This is a genomic window from Oceanitalea stevensii (assembly GCF_014837105.1).
Classification (GTDB): Bacteria; Actinomycetota; Actinomycetes; order Actinomycetales; family Actinomycetaceae; genus Oceanitalea; species Oceanitalea stevensii.
Genome location: NZ_JACSPO010000009.1, coordinates 69271 through 87854, shown reverse-complemented (window position 1 = coordinate 87854; position 18584 = coordinate 69271). Strand labels below are relative to the sequence as shown.

Below are 18584 nucleotides of genomic sequence, written 5' to 3'. Positions count from 1 at the left end.
GCCGACAGCGGGATTCCTCCGCCCGGAGAATTCCGGCTCTCGGCACGTGTGGGCAACCCTCATGCGCCGACAGCGGGGTTTCTCGGTCCGGAGGAATCCGGCTCTCGGCGCGAGGGTGTGCTCCTCCCCCTCGCCGACAGCGGGATTCCTCCGCCCGGAGAATTCCGGCTCTCGGCACGTGTGGGCAACCCTCATGCGCCGACAGCGGGATTCCTCCGCCCGGAGGAATCCGGCTCTCGGCGCGAGGGTGTGCGGCGGGGGCTAGCTCGCTGTCGAGCCGCGCTCGACGATGCGGTAGGGCATCTCGAGGAGCTCGGTGGGGCGGTCGGGGTCGGCGATGCGGGCGACGAGCCGCTCCACGGCGGTCTCGGCGATCGAGCGGCGTCCGGCGTCGACGGTGGTGAGCGACGGCGTCGCGTAGCGGGCCTCGTCGATGTCGTCCCAGCCGATGACGGCGACGTCGTCGGGCACGCCGATGCCCCGGGCCCGGAGCTCGTGCAGCGCACCGAGGGCGAGGGCGTCGTTGAACGCGAGGACGGCGTCCGGACGGGCGCCGGCGTCGAGCACCTGCGCCATCGCCCGGGCGCCGGTGTCCCGGTGCCAGAACCTCGCTTCGCCCTGGAGGCGGGGGTCCGGCGCGATCCCCGCGTCCTCGAGCGCGGCGAGGTGGCCGCGCAGGCGGAGCGCCGCGGAGCCCACGGCCTCCCCCGGGTGGACGCCGAGCACCGCGACCCGCCGCCGCCCGCGCCCGAGGAGGAAGGTGGTGGCGGCGCGCGCAGCCGCGACGTTCTGCATCGTCACGTGGTCGAAGCGCTCGGAGAGGAGACGCTCACCGAGGAGCACGAGCGGGACGTCGTCCGGCAGCTCCGGCTCGTGCTCCTGCCCGAGGCCCAGGGGGTTGAGGATGAGCCCGTCGCCCATCCGGACGCTGTCGCGCAGCACCTCCCGCTCGCGCTCGAGGACCGCGCCGGTGCGCTCGATGAGCACCCGCAGCCCGTGGTCCTCCGCGGCGTCGATGATCTCGTCGGCCAGCTCGGCGAAGTACGGCAGCGCGAGCTCCGGCAGCGCCAGGCTGATGAGACCGGTCCTGCCGCGGCGCAGGTTCCGGGCGGACGTGTTGAGGCGGTAGCCCAGCCGGTCGACCGCCTCGAGCACGCGGTCCCGCGTGGCCGGCCGGATGTAGGGGTAGTCGTTGAGCACGTTGGACACGGTCTTGACCGACACCCCGGCGAGGTCGGCGACGTCGCGCATCGTGGCCGTCATGCGTCTCCTCCAGCGCCCGTTCCCGCGATCACACGTCGACGAGGAACATGGTCCAGGAGGCAGGCGGCAGCTGGGAGACCAGGACACCGTCCTCCACGCTCGCGGCGTGCGGGCGCAGGGTCACCCGGTCCGGGTCCTCCATCGTGTTGGCCGCGGTGAGGTCGGCGTCGTGCAGGGCGCGCCCGTCCACCGCCCCCGCCTGCCCGAAGTCGCCCAGCGGGACCCGCAGCTCGTGCGTCTCCCCGGGGTCCCGGTTGACGACGAAGACGGCGAGCCGGCCGCCGTCGGCGTCGTGGGTGGCGACGGCGTCGAGCGTCGGGACCTGCCCGTGCTGCGCCGTCGTCATCGTCGGGGAGGTGACGTGCGCGCGCAGCACCTGCCCGCGCGCGTGCCGGGCCATCTGCGCGAAGGGGTGGAAGGTCGCCTGCCGCCACGCCGGGCCGCCCGGCTCGGCGCGGACGGGGGCGATCGTGTTGACGAGCTGGGCCTGGCACGCGGCCGTCACGCGGTCGCTGTGCCGCAGGAGGGTGATGAGCAGGGAGCCGACGACGACGGCGTCGGCCACCGTGTAGGCCTCCTCGCTCAGGCGGGGAGCCACCGCCCAGTCCTGCGGGACGGTGACCTCGCCCTGGTACCAGACGTTCCACTCGTCGAAGGAGATGTTGATCCGCTTGGCCGAGCCGCGGGCGGCGCCCACGTGGTCGGCGGTGGCGACGACGTCGGTGATGAACGCGTCCATGTTGGCCGCCGAGGCGAGGAAGCTCGCGTAGTCGTCCCCGCGCAGCTCGTAGTAGGCGTGGGCGGAGATGAAGTCGACGAGCTCGTAGGTGTGCTCGAGGACGGTCGCCTCCCAGGTGCCGAAGGTCGGCATGTCCCGCGCGGAGCTGCCGCAGGCGACGAGCTCGAGGCCGGGGTCGAGCTGCCGCATCGCCCGGGCGGTCTCGGCGGCGAGGCGGCCGTACTCCTCCGCCGTCTTGTGGCCCAGCTGCCACGGGCCGTCCATCTCGTTGCCCAGGCACCACAGGCGGATGCCGTGCGGCTGCTCCGCCCCGTGGGAGACGCGCAGGTCCGACAGGTGCGTGCCCGAGGGGTGGTTGGCGTACTCGAGCAGCTCGATGGCCTCCGCGATGCCGCGGGTGCCGAGGTTGACCGCCATCATCGGCTCGACGCCGGCCGCCCTCGTCCAGGCCATGAACTCGTTGAGGCCGAACTCGTTGGACTCCACCGACCGCCACGCGAGGTCCAGGCGGGTGGGACGCTCCTCGACCGGCCCCACCCCGTCCTCCCAGCGGTACCCGGAGACGAAGTTGCCGCCCGGGTAGCGCACCATCGTCACGCCCAGCTCGCGGACGAGCTCGAGGACGTCCTGGCGGAAGCCGTGGGCGTCGGCGCGCGGATGGCCGGGCTCGTAGATCCCGGTGTAGACGCAGCGGCCCATGTGCTCGACGAAGGAGCCGAAGGTGCGGGGGTTGACCGGGGCGACGCGGACCTCGGGGTGGAGCACGACGGACGACTGAAGCACGGGTGTCCTCTCGGGGCACGATCTACATCGATGGAGAAGAGCGTTCTACCGCCCCAGGCTCGAGCCGTCAACACCGATTCTCGCCCCCTCCGCCGGCACCGCCCCTTTCGCCGACAGCCGGATTCTTCGCGGCCCCCTGGGGTTGTCCACAGGTTCGGCTCGCCCCGCAACACGGCTCGGGCGCGCGGTGGGATGCTCCGCGGGAGAGAGATCGGGGGGACGCATGACAGCGACGACGCGTGTCCGGGAGGCCGCGGCGACGGCGGCGGCGGTCGCCCTGCTGCTCGCGGGCTGCAGCGGCGACGACGAGGAGCCCGAGCCCACGCTCGAGGAACGCGTCGTCCTCGAGGAGCTCGCGCTGCCGGAGTCGCTGGTGAGCACGTCGAGGCGGGTCGGCCAGTGGTCGGTGCTGCCGCAGTCCGGTGACCTGCCGCGGCTGGCGGTCACGACGGTTGCCCACGGCCGGGCCGACGAGGCGGACGTCGGCGTCTGGCAGGGCACCGGCGTCGACGCACTGTCGGAGCAGGCCGAGATCCCGGTCCCGGGCGACGTCGGCACCGCCCGGGTCGCCTCGGACGGCACCGTCACCGCGATCGCCGGGAGCTCCGCCCTCGACGGCGTGCCGCGGACCTTCCTCCTCACCTCCACCGACCGCACGACGTGGAAGGAGGTCGAGCTCGGCGACGAGGCCGCCGCCGTCGCCGCCTCGCACGTCGCCGTGAGCGACGGACGCATCGTCCTCCTCGGCGCCGGGGCGACGGGACGGGAGCCACGTGTCGTCGTCGTCGACCCCGCCAGCGGGGACACCGCCGTCGCCGCCCTCCCGGCCCCCGCGGAGGGTGAGGGGCTCGCGGTGTCCGGCCTGTCCGCCGTCGGTGACCGCGTTCTCGCGATCACGGCGGTCGGCCCCAAGGGGGACTTCACGGCGCCGCGGGCCCACGTGTCCGAGGACGGCGGAGCCTCCTTCGAGACGGTCGAGATGGGCCCGGACACCTTCGGGATCAACGGCGTCGTGGCCGCGGGTGACACCTTCGTGGCCACCGGATCGGTGCGCACCGCGGGGTACACGAAGCCGGCGGCGTGGTCCTCCCCGGACGGGCGCAGCTGGGCCGTCGACGACATCGTCTCGCTCTGGGAGTGGGACCCCGACCGGTGGGCGAGCGAGCGCGCCGACGTGTGGTTCACCGAGCCGACCTACGACCCGGGCAGCGGCACCGTCGCGGCGGCGATGCTCAACAGCGCCTCCCTCCGCATCGCCGTCGCCCTCCGCGACGACGCCGGCAGCTGGGGCGGTGCCCTGTACGCCCCCGCACTCGGCTTCGGCCCGGGTGCCCGCGCCCTGCAGCTGGGGGACCGGACCGCGGTGGTGGGCCGCTTCGGCGGTGGCTCCGCAACGGAGTTCGTCGTGGACGTCGAGACGGGGATCGGCACCGTCGAGACCACGCTCGTGTCCTACGAGACCGAGCCGGACGAGCTCACCGTCGCGGACCTGGGCGACGAGCTCGGGCTCGCGGTCGGCACGACCGTGTTCGTCCAGGAGCCGGAGTGGTGGCGGGTCACCTCGACCAGTGTCCTGCTCTCCTACTCCCCCACCGAGGGCGTCGTCGCGGGCGAGTGGGCACCCGACGACCTGCCCGAGGAGTCCGAACCGATCGTCGTCACCGACCCTCGCACCGGGCGCACGGTGCTCCTCACCGGCCACTGGTCGGGCGGCCGGTTCGTCACGAGGACGTGGAGCCGGGCCGACGGCGGCGTGTGGGCGCAGGGCCCGCCGGTCACCGCGGCGTCCGACCAGCTGCCCACCGCGCTCACCGCCACCGCTGACGGCTGGCTCATGGCACTGGAGACCGAGCACGGGAGTGCCGGGGAGGTCCCGCGACGGGCGGAGATCTGGGCATCGCCGGACGGCGTGGAGTGGACGAGGGAGGACGGGGAGCTCTCCTTCCCCGACGGCCAGGGCTCCGACGTCCACGGCATCTGCAACTCCGGGCTCGGTCCCGTCGCGGTGGGGTCGATGGATGACGCCGAGGGGCAGGCGCGTGCCACCGCCTGGCGGCGGGTCGGCGGCGCGTGGGCCCCCTCGGTGCTCGCGGACACGACGGAGTCCTGGCTCCTCAACTGCCTGGGCGACGACGACGGCGTCACTCTCTTCGGCACCGACGGCGCGGTCTCGCGCTCGTGGAGGTCGACGGACCTGTCGACCTTCAGCGGCGTCGACGCGCTCGGCGAAGGGCTGCACCGGACGGCGGTGGTCCCGCTGGCCGACGGGTACGCCGCCGGTGGGACCGTGCGGGCGGAGGGGTACGTCGGGCCGGTGCTGTGGCTGTCGGCGGACGCCCGGCAGTGGTCGTGGGTCCCGCTTCCCGTCTCGACGTCGAGCGACGCCGCTCCCGTCGTGGCGGAGTCCGGTGAGGATCTGCTCGTGCTGCACCCGGCGCTCCTGCGCGCGTGGCGGGTGCCCGACGTCGCGGCCCTGTTCGCGCCGGCGGGCTGAGCGGTGGGTGGAGGCGGAGGAATCCGGCTGTCGGCGCGGGGAGGGGGGCGGGCGGGGGCGGGGCTGGCGGTCTGGGCGCGGCCGGGCGTGTTCACCGGACCTCCACATGCAGACCTGGCCCCTGTCGGTGGGCGGGCGTACCGTCGAGACAGGCAGCAACTCCCGAGGAGACCCCCATGGCCCGCAGCACCTGGCAACGCTGGCTCCCCGCCGGCGCCGTCGTCGCCCTCGTCGCCGGCACGGTGACGGTCACCTCGCAGGCCGGCGCGGTCGACCTGCCGGACAAGTCGCCGCAGGACGTCCTCACCCTGCTCCTCGAGCAGGACGTGCGCGCCTACTCGGGCGCCTTCGAGACGAGCGCGGACCTCGGCCTGCCGGTCCCCTCCGACATCGACCTCGGCCCGGGGGGCCCGGAGATGGAGGACGCCGCCGGCGCCGTGGCTCCCGAGGGCGGCGAGGACGCGCAGGAGGTCCTGTCGGCCCTCGAGCTCCTCACCGGTGACAACTCCGGCCGCGTCTTCGTCGGCGAGCAGGGCGCCCGCTTCCAGCACACCGACACGCTCTCCGAGCGCAACGTCGTCGTCACCGAGGACGACGTGTGGTTCTACGACTCCGAGGCCAACGCGGCCACCCACCTCGTCCTGCCCGAGGGCCACGAGGGTGAGCGCCCGCAGCCCACCGGAACGCTCCCCACGCCCGAGGAGCTCGCCGCGAGCGCCGTCGAGGCGCTCGAGCCGAGCACCGAGCTCAGCGTCGGCCAGCACGAGCGCGTCGCCGGCCGCGACGCCTACACCCTCACCCTCACGCCCCGCGCGGAGGAGACGCTCGTGGGCGGGGTGACGATCGCCGTCGACGGCGAGACCGGCTTCCCGCTCGGCGTCACCGTCACCGCCCGCGGCCAGGCCGAGCCCGCCCTCCAGGCGCAGTACACCGACATCGACTTCGCGGAGCCGGACGCCGACCTCTTCGACTTCACCGCGCCCGCCGGCGCGACCGTCGAGGAGGAGGTCCTCGAGCTGCCCGCGGACGCCGGCACCCACGCCGCCCCGGAGCACGCCACCGGCGCCACCCCGCCGGGTGAGGTGCTCGGCGAGGGCTGGGGCGCCGTCGTCGTCGTGCCGGACGTCGAGGTGCCCGACGACCCGATGCTCGACCAGCTCACCGAGCAGGTCGACGGCGGCCGGCTCCTGTCCACCGCACTCCTCTCCGTGCTCCTCACCGACGACGGCCGGGTCCTCGCCGGCGCCGTCGAGCCCGCGCACCTGCTGGACCTCGCGGGCCGGTGACCGAGCTCGCCGTCGAGACGCACGGCCTCACCAAGCGCTTCGGGCGCCAGCTCGCCGTCGACGACCTCGACCTCGCCGTGCCCCGCGGCAGCGTGTTCGGCTTCCTCGGGCCCAACGGCTCGGGCAAGACGACGACCATCCGCATCATCCTCGGCCTCGCCGCGGCGAGCGCCGGCACCGTCCAGGTCCTCGGCCACGACATGCCCGGGAGCCTGGGAACGGTGCTCCCCCGCGTCGGCGCGCTCGTCGAGGGCCCGTCGGCCTACCCCTTCCTCTCCGGGGAGGCGAACCTGCGCCGCCTGGACGCCGCGGACCGCCACGCCTCCCCCGCCACCCGGTCCGAACGGGTGGCCCGTGCCCTCGAGCGGGTCGGGCTCAGCCACGCCGGGGACAAGCGGGTGCGCGCCTACTCGCTGGGCATGAAGCAGCGCCTCGGGATCGCCGCCGCGCTGCTGCGCCCGCGCGACCTCCTCGTCCTCGACGAGCCGACCAACGGCCTGGACCCGCAGGGCACCCGCGAGGTCCGCAGCCTCGTCCGCTCGCTCGCCGAGGGCGGCACGACCGTCGTCGTCTCCAGCCACCTCCTCGCCGAGATCGAGCAGATCTGCACGCACGCCGCCGTCATGCGCACCGGGCGTCTCGTCGCCCAGGGCAGCCTCGACGAGCTGCGCGGCCTGGGCCGCAGCCGCCTGCGCGTCCTCACCCCCGACCCCGCCCGCGCCCGCGCGGAGCTGGCGCGGCTCGGCCTCGTCGTCGAGGACGACGACGGCGTCGCGCGCGCCGACGGCACCGCCACCGTCCGCGCCGCGCTGCCCGACGAGGCGCCGCTCCTCGAGGCCCTCGCCGCCGCCCTCGTGGCGGCCGACGTCCGGCTGCGGGGCTTCGAGGTCGAGCAGGACACCCTCGAGGACCGCTTCGTCGCGCTGACCGGGGAGGGCTTCGACGTTGCCCAGTGACACCGCACCCGCCGAGCCGCAGACCCGCGGCAGCGGCCGCTCCCTGCTCGCCTCCGAGCTCCGGCTCGTGCTCGGGCGGCGCCGCACGTGGGCCATGCTCGTCGCGCTCGCCGCGATCCCGGTGCTCATCGCCGTCGTCGTGCGCATCGCCTCCGACCCGCCCGCCCCGGGGCAGGGACCGCCCTTCCTCGACCGCGTCACCCAGAACGGCCTGTTCGTCTCCATCACCGGGCTCGTCGTGACGATCCCGCTGTTCCTGCCGCTCACCGTCGGCGTCGTCGCCGGGGACACCGTGGCCGGGGAGGCGAGCCTCGGCACCCTGCGCTACCTCCTCCTCGCGCCCGTCCAGCGTGGACGGCTGCTCCTCGTGAAGTTCGCCGGGGCGGCGGTCTTCTGCCTCGCGGCGACGCTGAGCATCGTCGTCGCCGGCTCGATCATCGGCGCGCTCCTCTTCCCGGTCGGCCCCGTGACGCTCCTGTCCGGGGACACGATCGGCGCGTGGGAGGCGCTCGTGCGCGCCCTGCTCGTCGCCCTGTACGTCACGGTCTCGCTGCTGGGGCTCGCGGCCGTGGGCCTGTTCCTCTCCACGCTCACCGTCGTGCCGGTCGGGGCCATGGCGGCGACGGCCGTGCTCGCGATCGTCGTCCAGGTGCTCGGCTCCCTCGAGCAGCTCGCCTGGCTGCACCCCTGGCTGCTGAGCGAGCACTGGCTCGGCTTCGCCGACCTCCTGCGCCAGCCCGTCGACTGGGGCTCCTTCGCCGACAACGCGCTGCTCCAGCTCGGCTACGTCGCCGTCTTCGGCGCCCTCGCCTACGGCCGCTTCACCACCAAGGACGTCCTGTCCTGAGCGCCCCGGCCGCCGGCCGGAAACCTGTGAGCCTGCGCTCGCGTTCAGCCTGGTGCACCGTGCTCACCTAGCATGGCGCCTACCTGACCCCAGCCTCCGAAGGACCATGGACGAATCCTGTAGTACCAGCACCCAGACCATCCGCACCGCCACCAGGAGGTGCATCCGATGATCTGGGTGCTCTCCCTCCTGCTGGGGATCGTCGTCATCCTCGCCATCACCGCGGTGACGGGCTACTTCGTGGCCCAGGAGTTCGCCTACATGGCGGTCGACCGCTCGCGGCTCGCCGCCCGCGCGGGGTCCGGTGACGAGGGCGCGCAGCGTGCCCTCAAGGTCACCCGCCGCACCTCCTTCATGCTCTCCGGCGCCCAGCTCGGCATCACCGTCACCGGGCTGCTCGTCGGCTACGTCGCCGAGCCGCTCGTCGGCCAGGCCCTGGGTGACGCGCTCGGTGGCGTCGGCGTCCCCACCGGCGTGGGCGTCGCCGTCGGCACCGTCCTCGCGCTGCTGCTCTCGACCATCATCCAGATGCTCTTCGGCGAGCTCTTCCCCAAGAACCTCGCCATCGCCAAGCCCGAGCCCGTCGCCCTGTGGCTGGCACGCTCGACGAACCTCTACCTCGCCGCCTTCGGCTGGCTCATCAAGGTCTTCGACGCCGCGTCCAACGCCCTGCTGCGCGTCCTGCGCATCGAGCCCGTCCACGACGTCGAGCACTCCGCCACGGCCCGCGACCTCGAGCACATCGTCGCCGACTCGCGCGCCAGCGGTGACCTCCCCGCCGACCTCTCGGTGCTCCTCGACCGGATCCTCGACTTCCCCCGCCAGGACGTCGAGCACGCGATGATCCCCCGCGCCCGCGTCGGCGCCGTCCGCGCCGACCAGACCGTCGCCGAGATCCGCGCGCTCATGGCGACCGGCCACTCCCGCTACCCGGTGCTGGACGAGGAGGACGACGTCGTCGGCGTGGTCCACCTCGTCGACCTCCTCACCGGCACGTTCCCCGACGACGCGACGGCCGCCGAGCTGCAGCGTCCCGCGCTCGTCCTGCCGACCGCGATGGCGCTGCCGGACGCGCTCCGCGAGCTGTCGGCCAGCCGCAACGACATGGCCTGCGTCGTCGACGAGTACGGCAGCTTCACCGGCGTCCTCACCCTCGAGGACCTCGCCGAGGAGATCGTCGGGGAGATCACCGACGAGCACGACTCCCCCGAGGCACCGGCGCTCACCCCGCAGGAGGACGGCAGCTGGACCATGGCCGGTGACGTCCACATCGACGAGGTGGAGCGCGCCATCGACCACGACCTGCCCCGCGGGGACTACGAGACGGTCGCCGGCCTCACCATCGAGGTCCACGGCTCGCTGCCCGACGTCGGCACCGCCGTCGTCGTCGACCTCCCGCCGGACCCGGCGAACCTCGCCCTGCCTGACCCGCCACCGGACAAGCAGCTGCACGTGGAGGTCCTGGACGTCGAGCGGCACGTGCCCTCGCTCGTGCGCGTCACCCTCGCCGACCGGCCCGCGAACGACGAGGAGACCGACCGATGAGCAACCCCTGGGTCGTCGCGACCGCGACCGTCGTCATCATCGCGCTCAGCGCCTTCTTCGTCGCCGTGGAGTTCGCGCTCCTCGCCGCCAAGCGGCACCGCCTCGAGGACGCCGCGGCCAGCAGCCGCGCCGCCCGCGCGGCGCTGCGCAGCTCCACCGAGCTCACCCTCCTGCTCGCCGGCTCCCAGCTCGGCATCACCGTGTGCACGCTCGCGCTCGGTGCCATCACCAAGCCGGCCGTCCACCACTGGATCACGCCGGTCGTCAGCGACCTCGGGGCGCCCTACTGGGTGGCCGACGTCGTCGGCTTCGTGCTCGCGCTCGTCATCGTCACCTTCCTCCACCTCGTCGTCGGGGAGATGGCGCCGAAGTCCTGGGCGATCGCCCACCCGGAGAGGTCGGCGACGATGCTCGCGCTGCCGATGCGGGCCTTCATGGTGCCGATCCGGCCCATCCTCGTCGCGCTCAACAGCGCGGCGAACTGGTGCCTGCGCAAGGTCGGCGTCGAGCCGGTCGAGTCCGTCGGCGCCGGCCAGAACCCGGACGACCTCCGTCACCTCGTCGAGCACTCCGCGAGCGTGGGGGCGCTGGAGGTGGCCTACTCGGCCCAGCTGTCCGGGGCGCTGGACCTGCGCCGCCTCACCGTGGCCGACCTCGTGGCCAGCCACCCCGCGCCGTCGACCGTCCCTGAGAACGCCACCGCCGGCGACGTCCGGCGCCTGGCCCGCGAGAGCGGCCACCTGCGGATCCTCGTCGCCGCGCCGGGCGCCCCCGCGCCCAGCGGCGTCGTCCACGTGCGCGACACTCTCCTGCTCGACGACGACGCCCCCGTCACCGGGGTGACCAAGCCGGTCTTCGAGCTCGAGGCGACCATGCCGCTGCACACGGCGCTCACGCGGATGCGGGAGACGTCCAACCACCTCGCGGTGGTCCGCACCAGTGAGCACGGCAGCGCCGTCGCGACGCTCGCCGACGTCCTCGCGCACCTCTTCCCGCGCACCACCGCCGCCGCCCAGGGCACCGCGGCGCCGTCCGCAGCCGGCCGGTAACAACTCAGCTCTCGGCGAGGGGGGCCTCCCCGCCCCCCGCCGCCCCCTCCCCTCCTCGCCGAGAGCTGAGTTATTCCGTCGCCGGGAGCCCCGGCCTCTCCGTACGGTTCTCCCATGGACGTCCGCTGGGCCCAGGTCTCCGACGCGCCGGTGGTGGCGCGGCTCCTGCACGACTTCAACGTCGAGTACGACAGCCACTCCCCCGGCGCCGCGATCCTCACCGCGCGTCTGGAGGAGCTGCTCCCCGCCGGCCGGACGACGGCGCTGCTCGCCGGGGACCCTGCGGTGGGCGTCGCGCTCCTCACCTCGCGGCCGAACGTCTGGTACGACGGGCCGGTGCTGCTCCTCGACGAGCTCTACGTCGTTCCCGAGCGGCGCGGCCAGGGCATCGGGACGGCGATCATCGAGCGGCTCGTCGCCGATGCGACCGCCCAGGGCGTGTCGCTCATCGAGATCAACGTCGACGAGGAGGACGTCGACACCCAGCGCTTCTACGAGCGCCACGGCTTCGCCACCGGTGACGGGCAGCGCGAGCGCGCCTTCTACTACGAGCGCGAGCTGCGTCCCCAGATCGGCGCCTGAGACCGCGCCCGATCCCGCCCCGGCCGGGCGCTACGGTGCCGTCATGAGCCTTGCCGACCTCCTGAGCCAGGGGACGTGGACGACGCCGCCCGTCTCCGCCGTCGTCGTCGACGACGCGCTGCACGTGACCGCCGCCGAGGGCAGCGACGCGTGGCGGCACACCGCCTACGGCTTCGTCCACGACACCGAGCACGCGCTCCTCGAGCCGCTGCCCGCCACCGGGGCGGTTGAGGTGGACTTCCTCCTCGACTACGACGGCGAGTTCGACCAGGCGGGCCTGTTCCTCCGCGTCTCGCAGGATGAGTGGGTCAAGGCCGGCGTCGAGGTGTCCGACGGCGTCGCGCAGGTGGGCGCCGTCGTCACCCACGGCAGGTCCGACTGGTCCGTCGCGCCGGTGCCCGAGTGGGTCGGGCGGCGCGTGACCGTCCGCGCCAGCCGGTCCGGGGACGCGGTGACCGTCCGTGCCCGCGCCGACGAGGAGCCGTTCCGGCTCGTGCGCGTCGCGCACCTCGACCCGGGCGCCGACGTCACGGCCGGCCTGTACTGCGCCGCCCCGACGCACGCGGGCCTTACGGTGCGGTTCACCGGCTACCGCCGCACCGACGCGGACGCCGCGCTGCACTGACCGCTACCCACGCGCCGTCCGCGCCGGTCCCCCGGCTCCCGCCTGGGATCGTCACCGACCCGTGACCTCACTGTCGCGCCGCGGCGCAACAGGTGTCGATAGCCTCGCTCCGGTGGGTGCTGCGGCCCACGGACGACGGAAGGATCCCCTTGTCTCGGCGCCATCTCGCGACGGCCCTGCTCGCCCTCGGCACGCTCACCCTGGCCGGGTGCGGCACCCAGTCCGCCGGGGAGGCCGAGCCGGCCACGCCCGCGCCGTCGTCGGCCCCGAGCACGCCCGAGCCCACCACTGCTCCCACCCCGGAGCCGGTCGTCCTCGACGAGGAGGTCTGCGCCAGCCTCCACACCGCGCTGCGCGAGCTCAAGGAGGTCGAGCCCGACCCCGAGGTGCTCACCACCGCTCTCGACGCCGTCCCGGCCGACGTCCCGCAGGAGGTGGCCGACGAGGTCACGCAGATCGGTACGACGGTCCGTGACTTCGCCGCGGAGGCCGCGGAGAACGAGCGCGTCCTCGTCGCCGCACCGGAGGTCGAGGTGAGCGAGGACCTCGCGGCGGCGTGTGCGCCGGCGGGCGTGCAGCTCGACGAGATCCCGCTGGCCGTGGCGACCGTCGAGGAGACGTGCTCCCTCCTCACCGGCTTCGGGTACGACGCGGACCCGCTAGGCCACGACCTCGAGGAGATCGTCACCTTCTTCCTCGACCGCGCGGTGGCTCACGCGCCGGAGGAGATCGAGGCGCACGTCGACGTCTACTACGACCGCATGCTCCCGCTCTGGGACGAGCACCACGACGAGAGCGAGGCGGACCGGCAGCTGCGCATCGAGCTCGCCGGCATCTGCGACGAGTACGGCGACTTCCTCATCCAGCCCGACGGCGCGGGGTACGAGGCCCTCGGGGGCTGAGCGCCCTAGGCTGCGAGCGCCGTGCGCAGCCGGGCGGCGTACTCGGCCGCCTCGCCCTCGGCGTAGCGGGCCCGCGGCCAGAAGAAGCCGCGCAGCCCGTCGCCCTTCGTCCGCGGGACGACGTGGGCATGAAGGTGCGCGACGCTCTGGCTGACGATGTTGTTCATCGCCACGAAGGTGCCCTGCGCGCCGAGCGCCCCGGGCACCGTCGCGGCCACCCGGCGCACCTGCGCGAAGAACGGCCCCACGAGCTCGTCGGGCAGGTCCGGCAACGTGACGACGTGCGCGCGCGGGACGACGAGGACGTGCCCCTTGAAGACGGGGCGCACGTCGAGGAAGGCGAGGACGTCGTCGGTCTCCAGGATCGTCTCGGCCGGCTCGCCACCCGCGACGATCCGGCAGAAGACGCACGCGACGTCGTCGGCCATCGCTACCGCTTGACGACGTTGTTGCCGAAGCGGCCGATGCCCTCGACCTCGACCTCCACGCGCTGTCCCGGGCGCACCGGGCCGACGCCGGCCGGCGTGCCGGTGAGGATGATGTCGCCGGGGAGCAGGGTGAAGATCGTCGAGACGTAGGCGATGAGCTCGGGCACGCCGCGCACCATCTGGGAGGTGCGCCCGTCCTGGCGCAGCTCCCCGTCCACCCACGCGCGCACCGCGACGTCGGAGACGTCGAGGTCCATCGCGAGGAACGGGCCGGTGGGGCAGGAGGTGTCGAAGGCCTTGCCGCGCGTCCACGTCGTGTCCGCGCGCTGGGCGGCGCGGGCCGTGACGTCGTTGGCGACGGTGTACCCGAAGACGTAGTCCAGCGCCTGCTCCGCCCTCACGTTCTTGGCCATGCGGGAGACGACGACGGCGAGCTCGGCCTCGTGGTCCACCTCCTCCGCGTAGCCGGGGACGACGATCGGGTCGTCCGGACCGGTGACGGAGGTGTTGGGCTTGAGGAAGAGGATCGGCTCCTCGGGGACCTCGTTGCCCATCTCCGCGGCGTGCTCGGCGTAGTTGCGGCCCACGCCGACGACCTTGGAGCGCGGGATGACGGGCGAGAGGAGGCGGACGTCGTCGAGCGCGACGCGCTCACCGGTCGTGGCGACCGGCATGAACAACGGGTCCCCCTTGAGCACCACCAGGTCGGTGGAGCCGTCCTCGAGGATGCCGTAGCGGGGGCTGTCCCCCGTGGTGAACCGTGCGATGCGCATGGGGGCAACGGTACCCGGGCCACGACGGGCCGCCGGGTCAGCGACCGGCGGCCCGCCCGACGTGCTCAGTGGCCGTGACCGTCCTCGTCGTCGTGGTGCTCGTGCTCGTGCTCGCCCGCCGGAGCGGCCGCCGTCGGCTCCGCCGGCGAAAAGCCGGTGGCGACGGAGAGCTCGTTGGGGACGTGCGGGAGGTCGTAGGTCCGCACGACCTGCCCCGTCGAGAGGTCGACGGCGTGGAGCGCACTCGCCGCCGGCTCGGTGACGTAGGCGACGCCGTCGACCGACGCGATCGCGGGGCGCGGCTCCTGCCACTCCGTCGGCTCCTCCCACGGCTCGACGACGGCCACCTGGCCCATCTGCTCACCACTGTCGGGGTCGATGGCCCGCAGCGTGCCGTCGGTGGTGAGGACGAGGGCCTCACCGTGCGGGCCGCGGGCGAGGGAGCGGAAGGTGTAGCTCGCGCCGAGGTCGACGAGGCGCACGCTGTCGGCGCGCGTGTCGATGAGCGCGACCCGCTCGGGCCGCTCGAGCTCGGCGTCGGCGTCCACCTTGTAGTCACCGAGGACGACGGCGGACTCGCTCGAGCCGGCGAGGTTGCCGGACCGGGCGTACTCGTCCTCGACGGGCACCTTGTGGAACTCGCCGTCGCGCAGGACGAGCGGCCCGTCCTCACAGCCGACGACGACGGCGCTGCCGGCGGCGACCGCCTCGCCGTGGAGGCCGGGGCACGGACCCGTCGCGAGCTCGGCGCCGTCGGCGTCGAGCAGGGCGGCTGCGGTGCGCCCGTCCTCGGTGCCGACGCTCACGAGCATCGCCCCGTCGGCCAGCGGGACGGCGACGCCGTGGTGCGCGTCCGGCGCCGTCCACGTCTCCGCCTGCGGTGCGCCCTCGACGAGCACCAGCGGGTCGACGATCTGCACCTCGCCCGTCCCGTCGGCGAAGAGCGCGGTGCGACCGGCGTGGGTGACGACGTGGCCCGGGGTGTCGGCGGCGAGGACGGTGTCGGTGAGCGACGGCGCCGAGGCGTAGTAGTGGTGGTGGTCGCCGTGGCCCTGGAGCTCCAGGCCCGTGTCGTAGGCGTGGAAGCCCTCGGTCGTCGAGACGAGGACGTGCCGGCCGTCGCCGGCGGGGTTGAGACGCAGGAAGCCCTCCATCTCGACGTCGTCGAGGATCTCCCCCGAGCTGGTGTCCAGGGTCATGACGCCGCCGTCGTAGGTGAGGACGACTCGCGGGTCGAGCGTGGCCACCTCGACCGGCTCGCTGCTCGGCGTCGTCGCGTCGGCTGCGGGCGTGGTCGTCGCGTCGCCGGCGGGGGCGGCACTGCCGGACCCGCACGCCGCCAGGGCGAGGGTCGCGAGCAGGCCGAGCGCGGGAAGGGCGCGGCGGGAGGTGGGGGGCATGGGCAGGTCTCCTTCGATCGGGGCGCGCACAGGTGGGAGGCGCGGCTCACACGCTAGAGAATGAGAATCGTTCTCGTCAAGCCACCGATGGATGCGTCGCCCTTTCCGCTCCTCCGCGCTCGCGGGAACGGGCGCCGGATGACGAAGAAGTGCGACGCAAGAGCGGGCTGCCCTATGCGGACGCCGCCCGTCGCCGCCAGCGGCCGACCGCGCCGGTGGCCAGCGCGGCGACGGCGGAGCCTGCCACCGCGGCCCCGAGGCGCGCACCGGTGGGCCACAGCCCGCGCGCGGTGGCGTCGGCGTCGCGGACCTCCGCCCCGGGGAGCAGGCCGGTGGCCAGCTGGAAGGCGCCGACCCCGTAGTTCCCGCCGCCCGGGACTGCACTGAGCGGGCGCGGCTCGCCGCCGTCGAGCGGGACCGCGGTGAGCCAGTACAGGTCGGTGTCCGCGGTCTCGGGGTCGTCGGGCCCGTCGAGGAAGAGAGGCTCTCCCTCGGCCGTCCACCCGAGCACACCGTCCCAGCCCACCCGGCTCGCCGGGATCGGCGCCGGGACACCGCCGTCCTGGCCGGAGGCGTCGAGGAAGACGATGCCGTGGCTGGGTCCCTCGTACGTGTTGAAGCAGTCCGCCCACGCCTCCCCGCCCGCCTCGAGGTGGTCGCAGGCCGGCACCCACTGCGCGGCGGTCGCGAGGAGCGCACCGTCGGGCGACCAGGCGTTCGGGCCGTCGAGGTAGTGGTTCTCCGGCATCGGGACGGTCCGCCGCAGCGTGCCGTCGAGCCCGACGACGTCGACTGCCCCGCCGCCCATCCGCGGAATGCCGTCCTGCCCGCTGAGCGTGCCGTCGTCGGGCACGATCCGGTGGACGGCCAGCTCGGTGCCGTCCGGGGAGAACGCCGCCTCCCGGGCGTCGAGCTCGGCGGGCAGCGGCTGCGCCTCGCCCGTCGTCACGTCGAGCAGACCGAGCTCCCCGGAGAGGGCCGACCCCGTGTAGGGGTCCGCGGGCCCGTCGGTCACGACGTAGGCGAGCAGCGTGGAGTCCGGCGACCAGGCGAGCGGGAGGGCGCTGCCGTCGCCGGGCACGACGATCTTGTCGGCGTCCCCGGTGGCGAGGTCAACGACGGCGACGTCCGGCCAGGACGTGTGCCACCGCCCCACGGCCACCCGGGCGCCGTCCGGGGACAGGAGCATGGGACCGGGGTCACCCTGGGAGGCGCCGCGCCGCTCGGCGACGTCGAGACGGCGGTACGCACCGCCGTCGGCCCCCGCGACGACCGCCTGGGGGAAGTCCATGAGCTCGACGCCGAATCCGTGCTGGTAGACGGCGAGCGCCCGGCCGGGCGGCGAGGCGGAGACGCTGCCGGTGAGGTAGGAGTAGTCCGCGAAACGCGCGGGGATGGTCGCCGGGCCGGTGGCGGGGTCCGGGCCGAACCACCGCCCCGGCAGGAGCCAGCCAGGGAGCAGTGCGAGGACGACGCCCACGACGAGCACACCGAGGCCGATCGCCCCCGGCGACGGTGCCGGTGACCTCATGCGCGGACGGTAGCAGCGAGCCGACGACGCCGGCGGCGGAATGGCGTAGGCACGTGGGACCACCTCGGCGACCGGGCGAGATCCGGCTGTCGGCGGGAGGTGGTTGTCGGCGGGAGGTGGGGGTGGGGCCGGGGGCGGGCGCCCTACGCTGGGCGCGTGAACCAACGGATCGTCGGGGTCGACATCGCCCGCGGGCTGGCCGTCATCGGGATGTTCGTCGCCCACCTGGGCCACTCGGGACCCGACGGCCTGCACTCGCCGTCGTGGTTCGTCGTCGCGGACGGACGGCCGTCGGCGATGTTCGCCATCCTCGCCGGCCTCTCGATCGCCCTGTTCACCGGCGGGCGGGCGGTCCCGCGCGGCCCCGCCCTCACCCACGGCTGGCTGCGCATCGCCACGCGCGCCGGCGTCGTCCTCGTCATCGGCCTGCTCCTCGAGCTGCTCGGCACGCCGGTGGCGGTGATCCTGCCGTCCTACGCGGTGACCTTCCTCCTCGTCGCACCCTTCATCGGGCTGCGGCCCTGGCTGGTGGGGGTGCTCGCCGCCGTCGCGGCCGTCGTCGGCCCGACACTGCTCGCGCTGCTCCTGTCCTCCGGCGCCGACGGGACCGCCCCGGTCGAGACGACGCTCGACGAGAACTACCTCCTCGGCCTCGTCCTCACCGGCTACTACCCGGCGCTCGTGTGGATCGCCTACATGCTCCTCGGCCTGTGCGTGGGCCGGCTGGACCTGCGGTCCCCCACCGTCCAGGGGCTGCTGGGCGTGACGGGCGTGGGTCTCGCGCTCGTCGGCTACGGCGGGGGCTCCTACCTCCAGCAGACCGTCGTCCCGGACTCCGAGCGCACCGCCCAGCTCATCCGCTCCGACCCGCACTCCGACGCCACCCTCGAGATCATCGGCAACGCCGGCGTCACCCTCGCGGTCCTCGCCGTCCTCCTTGCCGTCACCACCCTGCCGCCCGTCGCCCGGTGGGCGCGCCTGCTCCTCCAGCCGCTTGCCGCGACCGGCGCGATGGCGCTCTCGGCCTACTCCTTCCACATCGTCGCGATCGCGTTCCTCGGCAACGAGGTCGTCTGGTACACCGAGTCCAACGCCGTCCTCGCGTGGTTCGTCGTCGTCACCCTGGTCGTCTGCACGCTGTGGATGCGGTTCGTGGGGCGCGGCCCCCTCGAGTGGGTGATGCGGCGCCTCACCGTCGGGGCCTACCGCCCGGTGCCCGCGCCAGCCTGAACCCGCCCCTCGACACGGCACAGAACCGGCCTCCACGCACGCCCCGTGGGCCTAGAGTGACGTACGGCACAACCCGTCGAAGGCTCGCTTGCGGGCCTCCCCCGGGCCGTGGAGCATGACGGGAACGCCGACGCACGATCGAAGGGACCCC

At 74.1% G+C, this 18584-nt stretch carries 16 protein-coding genes; 10 read left to right on the top strand and 6 right to left on the bottom strand.

The window, feature by feature from the left end:
* Positions 1–261 precede the first annotated feature (261 nt).
* Both H9624_RS13450 and arfA read right to left on the bottom strand, forming a co-directional pair.
* Positions 262–1263, bottom strand: coding sequence for a LacI family DNA-binding transcriptional regulator (locus tag H9624_RS13450; protein ID WP_251840402.1), 1002 nt, complete (start codon positions 1261–1263; stop codon positions 262–264).
* Positions 1264–1291: 28 nt separating this feature from the next.
* Positions 1292–2785, bottom strand: coding sequence for an arabinosylfuranosidase ArfA (arfA, locus tag H9624_RS13445; RefSeq protein ID WP_251840401.1), 1494 nt, complete (start codon positions 2783–2785; stop codon positions 1292–1294).
* 223 nt (positions 2786–3008) lie between these two features.
* On the opposite strand from arfA, the gene H9624_RS13440 reads away from it, so the two are divergent.
* The 9 genes from H9624_RS13440 (at position 3009) to H9624_RS13400 (ending at position 13071) form a co-directional block, all read left to right on the top strand.
* A complete protein-coding gene (locus H9624_RS13440) occupies positions 3009–5279 on the top strand; it encodes a hypothetical protein (RefSeq protein ID WP_251840400.1) in 2271 nt (756 codons plus the stop codon).
* A 176-nt stretch (positions 5280–5455) separates the two neighbouring features.
* On the top strand, positions 5456–6565 hold the full coding sequence (locus H9624_RS13435; RefSeq protein ID WP_251840399.1) for a LolA family protein: 1110 nt from the start codon (positions 5456–5458) through the stop codon (positions 6563–6565).
* Positions 6562–7521 (top strand): ABC transporter ATP-binding protein, encoded by a 960-nt coding sequence (locus H9624_RS13430; protein ID WP_251840398.1) that lies wholly within the window; start codon positions 6562–6564, stop codon positions 7519–7521. Before H9624_RS13435 ends, H9624_RS13430 begins: the two co-directional genes overlap by 4 nt.
* The gene (locus H9624_RS13425) at positions 7511–8368 is read left to right on the top strand and encodes an ABC transporter permease (protein ID WP_251840397.1); all 858 of its coding nucleotides are present in this window, start codon (positions 7511–7513) and stop codon (positions 8366–8368) included. Before H9624_RS13430 ends, H9624_RS13425 begins: the two co-directional genes overlap by 11 nt.
* Positions 8369–8536: 168 nt before the next feature.
* A complete protein-coding gene (locus H9624_RS13420; protein ID WP_251840396.1) occupies positions 8537–9913 on the top strand; it encodes a hemolysin family protein in 1377 nt (458 codons plus the stop codon).
* Entirely contained in the window at positions 9910–10962 is a 1053-nt protein-coding gene (locus H9624_RS13415; protein ID WP_251840395.1) for a CNNM domain-containing protein, read from the top strand. Before H9624_RS13420 ends, H9624_RS13415 begins: the two co-directional genes overlap by 4 nt.
* Positions 10963–11076: 114 nt before the next feature.
* A complete protein-coding gene (locus tag H9624_RS13410; protein WP_251840394.1) occupies positions 11077–11544 on the top strand; it encodes a GNAT family N-acetyltransferase in 468 nt (155 codons plus the stop codon).
* A 43-nt stretch (positions 11545–11587) separates the two neighbouring features.
* On the top strand, positions 11588–12169 hold the full coding sequence (locus tag H9624_RS13405; RefSeq protein WP_251840393.1) for a DUF1349 domain-containing protein: 582 nt from the start codon (positions 11588–11590) through the stop codon (positions 12167–12169).
* A 149-nt stretch (positions 12170–12318) separates the two neighbouring features.
* Positions 12319–13071 (top strand): hypothetical protein, encoded by a 753-nt coding sequence (locus H9624_RS13400; RefSeq protein ID WP_251840392.1) that lies wholly within the window; start codon positions 12319–12321, stop codon positions 13069–13071.
* Between the two features lie 5 nt (positions 13072–13076).
* On the opposite strand, the gene H9624_RS13395 is transcribed toward H9624_RS13400, so the two are convergent.
* The 4 genes from H9624_RS13395 to H9624_RS13380 all read right to left on the bottom strand — a co-directional run bounded on the left by H9624_RS13395 (position 13077) and on the right by H9624_RS13380 (position 17203).
* Entirely contained in the window at positions 13077–13499 is a 423-nt protein-coding gene (locus H9624_RS13395; protein WP_251840391.1) for an HIT family protein, read from the bottom strand.
* Between the two features lie 2 nt (positions 13500–13501).
* The gene (locus H9624_RS13390; RefSeq protein WP_251840390.1) at positions 13502–14272 is read right to left on the bottom strand and encodes a fumarylacetoacetate hydrolase family protein; all 771 of its coding nucleotides are present in this window, start codon (positions 14270–14272) and stop codon (positions 13502–13504) included.
* A gap of 65 nt (positions 14273–14337) precedes the next feature.
* On the bottom strand, positions 14338–15672 hold the full coding sequence (aztD, locus tag H9624_RS13385; RefSeq protein ID WP_251840389.1) for a zinc metallochaperone AztD: 1335 nt from the start codon (positions 15670–15672) through the stop codon (positions 14338–14340).
* Between the two features lie 172 nt (positions 15673–15844).
* Positions 15845–17203: a TolB family protein gene (locus H9624_RS13380; protein ID WP_251840388.1), complete on the bottom strand. Its 1359-nt coding sequence runs from the start codon at positions 17201–17203 to the stop codon at positions 15845–15847.
* Between the two features lie 156 nt (positions 17204–17359).
* Here H9624_RS13380 and H9624_RS16980 point away from each other — a divergent pair, with 156 nt between their 5' ends.
* Positions 17360–18433 (top strand): DUF418 domain-containing protein, encoded by a 1074-nt coding sequence (locus tag H9624_RS16980; RefSeq protein ID WP_251840387.1) that lies wholly within the window; start codon positions 17360–17362, stop codon positions 18431–18433.
* Positions 18434–18584: the final 151 nt, after the last annotated feature.

Coding starts and splice junctions, on each gene's coding strand:
- H9624_RS13410 (WP_251840394.1), top strand. CDS start 11,077: ATGGACGTCCGCTGGGCCCAGGTCTCCGACGCGCCGGTGGTGGCGCGG.
- H9624_RS13435 (WP_251840399.1), top strand. CDS start 5,456: ATGGCCCGCAGCACCTGGCAACGCTGGCTCCCCGCCGGCGCCGTCGTC.
- H9624_RS13415 (WP_251840395.1), top strand. CDS start 9,910: ATGAGCAACCCCTGGGTCGTCGCGACCGCGACCGTCGTCATCATCGCG.
- aztD (WP_251840389.1), bottom strand. CDS start 15,672: ATGCCCCCCACCTCCCGCCGCGCCCTTCCCGCGCTCGGCCTGCTCGCG.
- H9624_RS13395 (WP_251840391.1), bottom strand. CDS start 13,499: ATGGCCGACGACGTCGCGTGCGTCTTCTGCCGGATCGTCGCGGGTGGC.
- H9624_RS13390 (WP_251840390.1), bottom strand. CDS start 14,272: ATGCGCATCGCACGGTTCACCACGGGGGACAGCCCCCGCTACGGCATC.
- H9624_RS13405 (WP_251840393.1), top strand. CDS start 11,588: ATGAGCCTTGCCGACCTCCTGAGCCAGGGGACGTGGACGACGCCGCCC.
- H9624_RS13450 (WP_251840402.1), bottom strand. CDS start 1,263: ATGACGGCCACGATGCGCGACGTCGCCGACCTCGCCGGGGTGTCGGTC.
- H9624_RS13440 (WP_251840400.1), top strand. CDS start 3,009: ATGACAGCGACGACGCGTGTCCGGGAGGCCGCGGCGACGGCGGCGGCG.
- H9624_RS13380 (WP_251840388.1), bottom strand. CDS start 17,203: ATGAGGTCACCGGCACCGTCGCCGGGGGCGATCGGCCTCGGTGTGCTC.
- H9624_RS13420 (WP_251840396.1), top strand. CDS start 8,537: ATGATCTGGGTGCTCTCCCTCCTGCTGGGGATCGTCGTCATCCTCGCC.